This is a genomic window from Sporosarcina koreensis (genome assembly GCF_001531445.1).
Classification (GTDB): Bacteria; Bacillota; Bacilli; order Bacillales_A; family Planococcaceae; genus Sporosarcina; species Sporosarcina koreensis_C.
In genome coordinates, this window is sequence record NZ_LQYA01000203.1 from 142,950 (window position 1) to 149,344 (window position 6,395).

7 protein-coding genes are annotated in these 6,395 nt (G+C 43.9%); 6 read left to right on the forward strand and 1 reads right to left on the reverse strand.

What is annotated here, in order from left to right:
- Positions 1-209: 209 nt before the first annotated feature.
- On the reverse strand, positions 210-671 hold the full coding sequence (locus AWV70_RS19510) for a YkyB family protein (protein WP_060210193.1): 462 nt from the start codon (positions 669-671) through the stop codon (positions 210-212).
- A 222-nt stretch (positions 672-893) separates the two neighbouring features.
- Here AWV70_RS19510 and AWV70_RS19515 point away from each other — a divergent pair, with 222 nt between their 5' ends.
- The 6 genes from AWV70_RS19515 to AWV70_RS19540 form a co-directional block, all read left to right on the forward strand.
- Entirely contained in the window at positions 894-2,600 is a 1,707-nt protein-coding gene (locus AWV70_RS19515) for a putative bifunctional diguanylate cyclase/phosphodiesterase (protein ID WP_060210211.1), read from the forward strand.
- Positions 2,601-2,731: 131 nt separating this feature from the next.
- Positions 2,732-3,490: a 2,4-dienoyl-CoA reductase gene (fadH, locus tag AWV70_RS19520; RefSeq protein WP_060210194.1), complete on the forward strand. Its 759-nt coding sequence runs from the start codon at positions 2,732-2,734 to the stop codon at positions 3,488-3,490.
- Between the two features lie 150 nt (positions 3,491-3,640).
- Positions 3,641-3,877: a hypothetical protein gene (locus AWV70_RS19525; RefSeq protein ID WP_060210195.1), complete on the forward strand. Its 237-nt coding sequence runs from the start codon at positions 3,641-3,643 to the stop codon at positions 3,875-3,877.
- 117 nt (positions 3,878-3,994) lie between these two features.
- On the forward strand, positions 3,995-4,432 hold the full coding sequence (gene cbpB, locus AWV70_RS19530) for a cyclic-di-AMP-binding protein CbpB (RefSeq protein ID WP_060210196.1): 438 nt from the start codon (positions 3,995-3,997) through the stop codon (positions 4,430-4,432).
- A 79-nt stretch (positions 4,433-4,511) separates the two neighbouring features.
- Positions 4,512-5,999 carry an MDR family MFS transporter gene (locus tag AWV70_RS19535; protein WP_060210197.1) on the forward strand — a complete coding sequence of 496 codons (1,488 nt, stop codon included), beginning with the start codon at positions 4,512-4,514 and terminating at the stop codon, positions 5,997-5,999.
- A partial coding sequence (locus tag AWV70_RS19540) for a LysR family transcriptional regulator (RefSeq protein ID WP_153010059.1) occupies positions 5,986-6,395 on the forward strand: 410 nt, incomplete at its 3' end. The genes AWV70_RS19535 and AWV70_RS19540, both read left to right, overlap by 14 nt.

Genomic DNA, 6,395 nt, shown 5'->3' on the forward strand with positions numbered 1-6,395 from the left:
AAGTCAGCCCTGCTGCACGGCAAAAAGCGCCGTTTCGCAGATCTGCCTTATGCCTGAGGCGGCAGGAAGCCGGTCATGCAGTCATTGCCAATCGAACTGCGAAGGGTTCGATTTACCGTATTTCTGTGTATTTTGCAGAAATTAAGGCACTATCAGGACGCGGCGAACTTAGACTGCGAACCTCTGTAAACCGCCACCCTCCGCTTTTGCTATTTTCCATCCAAGTAGGATGATCTGAACGATTGCGTATTGGATACTTTCGGGCGTTTTGATATGAATGCTCTTTTTGCCGGCTTTGTCGGCACTTTTTGCTCCCCGACAAAATCAATCAATAATTCCTTCGCTTTTTTCAAATTCATTCGCTCTTGTGGATTGCGGAAAGTTTGGTCTTGCGTGCCTAAATGGGGAAGGGACGTGAAGTCGCCTTTTTCCGGTAAGGTATGAAAGAGGAAATCGCTGCACTTTACGAGCACAGTGGAGCTTTGCTGGCTAAGCTGAGGATTGTCGACAAAATGCAAGCCGATTTTTTTTGCATCGCCCGACTGTAGCAGCCGTTGGATCGATTTGTTTTTTAATGAATATAGTTCGCGGTTATTCGTTGCTGTTTTCGCGTGCCGATTCACTGTATAGATGGCAATCGCGAGTTGACGCACCGTTTCTTCTTTTTTCAATTGATGCCTCCTCTTTGCATGATGGTTTCCATTTTAACCTTATCATACTGGTTCTTAAACCTTTTTCAAAGTGATTTGCATGAGAAAACCGAAATTTTTGCGAACGGCTATTTTTTTGTCGAAAATAAAGGTATACTTGTAAAATAAAGTAGAAAAATCTGTTTCGGCGTCTATAAAACAAAATTATTGTACATAGGAGCAGCGACATGCATGGAGGCATTCATGGACAATAACAGACTACAGAATGAACTGATGATGGAACGAAAAGCAAGATTGGAATTTGAACATAGGTATATGTCCGTCATCAATCATAATTTGGACCCGATTATTACAATCAATTTGAATGGACGAATTTCATATGCGAATATCGCTGTCCATAAAGCGTTCGGCTATCGTTTAAAAGAATTGACGGGCCGCGCTATCATCGATTTGATCGGCGAGGAAAAGATTGATGAGTTTAAGGACTTTCTTTCGCGTGCGTTTTCCGGGGAATCGATCGAAATGGAAGGAATTAAGTTTTTCCATAAACGCGGTCAGTATTTATCAGCGTACGTCAAGACGATTCCGGTTATCGTACAGGGGGATATTCAAGAAATCCATTTAATTTTACGTGATACTTCCTTTCATCTCAAAAATAATGAAAGATTATTATTCCTTTCCTATCATGATCAATTGACGGGTTTATGGAACAGACGTGCATTGAAGGAGCACTTTGAAGCTGATGCTGAGTACGCCTATCGAAGCGATGAAAAGCTTTCGTTAATTCATTTGGATTTGGACCGTTTCAATACGATCAACGATTCGATTGGAAGAAACGGTGCAGATGAAATCCTGAAAATGATTGCGGATCGCATTAAGATCGTTACTCCGAAGGCGGGAAAGCTATATAGGAATGGCGGGGATGAATATATCATCCTGCTGCAAGACCACTCCATCGAAAGAACGGAGAAGCTGACACAGAAAATTTTGAGTGATTTCACGAAACCATTCTATTTTAATCATCAGGAATATTTTCTTTCGTCCTCAATCGGTATTTCAGTGTATCCAGATGATGGATCGACATTGGAAGAACTTCTTCAAAAAGCTGAGCAAGCCGTTCGTTTCGTAAAGGAGCGCGGTCGTTCTCATTACCGTTTTTACAAGGAAGAAATGAACACGGCTTTCACTGATACTGCGTTGATGGAAGCTCATTTGCGCCGCGCAATCGAGTTCAATGAGCTGGAACTCCACTATCAGCCGCAAGTGAACTTGAAGACGGGCGAAATCGACAGCTTTGAAGCGTTGTTAAGATGGAATAACCGGAAGTTCGGTTTCGTATCCCCGGCACAATTCATACCGATGGCGGAAGAGTCTGGACTGATCCATTCCATCGGCGATTGGGTTCTGGAAGTCGTATGCCTGCAGTTGAAGGAATGGCAAGATAAGCAGTTCCGGCAGGTTCGAATTGCAGTCAATATTTCTCCGAAGCAATTCCAGACCGGAGCATTCGCAGAGAATGCAAGAAATATCATCGAGAAGCATGGGATTCATCCCTCATCGTTCGAGGTGGAAATTACGGAAAGCGCATTGATGAATATGAAAGACACACTGTCAACTTTACAGAAGTTGAAGGCAATCGGTGTGACAATTTCTGTAGATGATTTTGGGACAGGTTATTCTTCACTTAGCTATTTAAAGCAATATCCGATTGATATTATTAAAATCGACCGCTCGTTCATCAAAGATATTGAAGTTGATGAAAAAAATGAGGCGATTGCAAAGACAATCATCAACCTGGCTCACAATCTTGGCATGCAAGTCATTGCAGAAGGTGTTGAGAAGGATTTGCAGGCAAAAATCTTAAAAGAGGCCAATTGTCATAAAGCACAAGGTTTTTTATTCAGCAAAGCGGTTCCGGCCTCGGAAATCGTAGAAAAGTATTTTGCATAGTGAGAAAAGACTTCCTTCAAACGGGCAAATGCCCTGTAAGAAGAAAGTCTTTTTTAATATTGTAGGCGTCCGATAGAATGCTATGTTACAATTATGAGTGAATATTCATTCATAGGAAATGGGGGATTAGCATGTATACAGACAAAGTAATCATCGTAACAGGCGGTTCGAGCGGAATGGGGAAATTCATGGCGAAGAAATTCGCTGAGGAGGGCGCTCAAGTCATCATCACAGGTCGTGACACGGAACGCTTGGAAGAAGCAAGGAAAGAAATTGGGGACCGTGCACATACTTATCAGATGGATGTGCGCAACATTGAAAACGTACAAGGGATGGTTGAATTTGCAGACGAAAAGTTTGGCAAAATTGATGGGCTAGTGAACAATGCAGCCGGAAACTTCCTCGTCCATGCGGAAGAACTTTCCCCTAATGGCTGGAAAGCTGTTATTGATATCGTACTGAACGGAACTTTCTATTGCACAAGCGCGGTCGGCAACTATTGGATTAAAAAAGGGCAAAAAGGGGCTATTTTAAATATGCTTGCAACGTATGCATGGGATGCCGGTCCGGGCGTAGTCCATTCGGCTGCAGCTAAGGCTGGCGTCATGTCTTTGACTAGAACACTTGCAGTCGAATGGGGACGGAAATTCGGATTCAGGGTAAATGGGATCGCGCCAGGTCCAATCGAACGAACTGGTGGCGCAGAACGCCTCTTCCAATCCGAGGAAGCTGTGAAACGGACCATCAACTCGGTCCCACTTGGACGTGTAGGAAAACCGGAAGAAATCGCTGAATTGGCCGCTTTCATCATGTCAGACAAAGCCTCTTACATGAACGGTGAAATTGTCACACTCGACGGCGGACAATGGCTGAATCAATATCCTTTCTAAGATTGCACAAGTTTATATGTAAATAAGAATATTTTTTGTTAATAGGAATGGAAAGCATCCGCCAGAAACGGAAACCGGGATGAATATGTATCATGTTCCCAAACTTGCGCATCCTAAATCCAATTCGTGCAAAGGGAGGGTTTTATCCGTATGGCTATATGGATTTTTCCGCTAGCAATTGTTTTCGTAATCATCGGCCTCATCGGGTGGAGGGCTGTAAGAAATTGGAATACAATGGCGACGGCATCATTCAATGATCAAGACCACAGCATACCGGAAGCCATCGAAGATCATCCGTTCTCATTAAATCCGATTATCTGGGTCATCGGTGTGGCGGCGCTCTTCATACTGTTTGTCATTTTCTTTTACTGGGCCTCTTCCCTTTAGGAAGAGGTCTTCTTCTGGAACCTTTTTCATATTTCGATGGGATGTTTACGGCCTCTTATGGTATGATAGGGTTGTAGAATTGTTATGACAGCTTATGATCAGAAGGAGCGAATTTCAATGATTTCTGTAAATAACAGGGATTTTCTTCAGGTGCCGATTGCCGATTATTTGATTCCTGCTGAAAAAGTGGCATGTGTGCAAGTCGGCAATAACGCAGAACACGCCCTTCTCGTTCTGACGAAAACCGGTTATTCTGCAATACCTGTCATTGATGTAAAGAACCATCTTAGGGGACTTTTAGGGATTGGGATGATTACAGACTCCATATTGGGATTGGAACGGATCGAATATGAAAAGCTGGCTGACCTGAAAGTCGATCACATCATGCAAACTGACATCCCAGCTATTAAAACAACTGATAAATTCCAAAAAGGATTAGATTTGCTCATTAATCACACATTCCTATGTGTCACAGAAGAAGATGGCACATTTGCGGGTATATTGACGAGAAGAGTCATGTTAAAGGAATTCAAAAAATATCTTTACATGAAGTAAAAGGCTTTTCCCTTGACTAAAAGGCTCCAATGGGGGCCTTTTCCTATTTCTCGGACTTTTTGGTGAGAGGAGAATATGAATGAATATACATAAAAAGACGAACCGTCCGCTTGTCCTCATTTCCGTCATGCTGGCGATGTTTGTCGGAGCAGTTGAGGCCACGATTGTATCAACAGCAATGCCTGCCATCGCAGGGGAACTGGGAGGCTTTTCGAGATACAGTTGGATTTTTTCCGCCTATTTGCTTATGAGTACAGTTACTGTTCTCATTTATGGCAAGTTGGCCGACCTGTTTGGTCGAAAACCGATTTTCTTTATCGGCTTATCAATCTTCCTATTTGGTTCTATTCTTTGCGGATTTGCGACATCAATGGAGATGCTCATTGTTTTCAGGCTGATCCAAGGCTTGGGCGCAGGAGCTGTCATGCCGATAGCAACAACGATTGTAGGCGATATTTATACCACAGCGGAACGCGCCAAGATTCAAGGCTATTTATCGAGTGTATGGGGCATATCTGCGGTGTCAGGCCCGGTTATCGGAGGTTTGATCGTCCAATACTGGGATTGGAAATATGTGTTTTGGGTCAACGTACCGTTAGGCATAGTAGCGATGATCGGAATTTACTTCTGTCTTCAGGAGCCGGAAACTGAAAGAAAAGTGGCTATCGATTATAAGGGAGCCGCATTATTGACGACTTCACTATCGATCATTCTGTTTTGGCTTGTTGAAGGTGGACAATCCTTTAGTAGATCTTCATTGATAAGTCTTTTCCTCATTATCCTAGGCATCGGGCTCTTTTCGTTGTTCATTTGGATTGAGAGAAAGGCAGAGGATCCAATGATGCCGTTCGCCATTTGGAAGAACCCCGTCATCCTATATGCCAATCTCGTTTCACTGACAACCGGTGTCATTCTGATTGGCGTGTCCTCGTATTTGCCAACCTATGTGACAGGTGTCATGGAACAGACAGCCATGATTGCAGGATTCACATTGACAGCCATGTCGATTGGGTGGCCAATCGCTTCTTCCGTTGCGGGCCATTTATTGATCCGGTTCGGAACTTTTACGGTTTCATTCGCAGGTGGCATCTCCCTTGTGATAGGTTCCCTCATGTTTGTTTGGATGACGGGGGAATCGGGTCCTTTATGGGCTGCATTCTCCAGTTTTTTCGTCGGAATCGGGATGGGCTTAACGAGCACATCATTCATTGTAACGATTCAAGGAGCTGTCAGCCGTGAACAAAGGGGATCGGCAACTGCTGCGAATATGTTCATGCGGAATTTTGGAAATACGGTTGGCGCGGCTATTTTTGGCGCAGTTTTGAATGGGTCATTACAATCGACTTTCCGTGGGGAAAATCTCGATTTTGAAGTGGACGACATTAATCTTTTATTGACAGAAGAATCAAGAGCGACAGTATCCTCTGCAAAGATGAATATCCTACAGCAAGCACTTGATGGTTCGTTGCAATGGGTGTATGTAGCTGTCCTCGTATTTGCAGTCATTAGTCTGCTGCTCATATTACGCATACCGAGGGGAAAGGTGGTTCTTCATGACAACAACTGAGCTGGAAATCATTAAAGCATTGGCGGAAGAAGGCAATATGCGCAAGGCGGCTGAAAGGCTCTTTTTATCCCAGCCTGCCTTGTCCCAACGCCTTCAAACGATTGAAAAGGAATGGGGGACGTTGTTATTCGTCCGTTCCCAAAAGGGGTTGGAACCGACCCCGGCTGGTGAACTTGTCATTGCATTTGCGAAGGAGACAATCCTGAAAAAAGAGGAAACCGCTGAAATGATTGCATCTTTGGCAGATAAGGTGCACGGTACCCTTAAAATCGCCTGCGCTTCCATTGTCGGTCAAACATGGCTGCCGCAAGTGTTGAAAGAATTTGTCAGCATGTACCCTGACGCGAAAATTTCCCTCATGACGGGATGGAGCTCTGAAATTGTGAAAGCGCTTTA